Here is a 413-nt window from a genome sequence, read left to right as displayed (position 1 = left end):
ATGTAGGTGAGGACCAGTTCGGTGGCCTCGGCCGCGTAGCCCTGGCGGCGGTGTTCGCGGGTGACCTCGATGCCCGTACGGAAACGGCCCGCGCGGGCGTCCGTCTCGCCGACCGATACCGCGCCGACGAAGGCGTGCTCGAAGCGGGTCTCGATGACCAGTTGGTACGCGGAGGGGTTCGGCGTGCGGGCCGCGCGCTCGGCGGCCCAGGCGCGGAAGCTCTCGTCCGAGCGCGGGGGCTCGACCACGTCGGCGTTGCGGGCGTCCACGGTGTGCAGGGCCAGGGCGCGGAAGCCCTCCCAGTCCGCCGGTTCGATGCCCCGCAGGCGTACCTTCTCCCCGGTCCACAGGTCGCTCATCGTGCTCCCCCAGCCCCGGGGCGACGGACGGCGCCGGGGCCGTCCTTCAGCATG

Annotated in this window: 1 protein-coding gene; it reads right to left on the bottom strand. The window is 73.6% G+C overall.

Annotated elements, in window-relative coordinates; all coding sequences use genetic code 11:
- The coding region (locus RM572_RS29475; RefSeq protein WP_311676400.1) for a GNAT family N-acetyltransferase at positions 1-359 on the bottom strand (359 nt) is incomplete at its 3' end.
- Positions 360-413 lie beyond the last annotated feature (54 nt).

Source organism: Streptomyces hazeniae (assembly GCF_031845485.1).
GTDB classification, from domain to species: Bacteria; Actinomycetota; Actinomycetes; order Streptomycetales; family Streptomycetaceae; genus Streptomyces; species Streptomyces hazeniae.
This window is presented reverse-complemented; position numbering and strand designations above follow the sequence as displayed.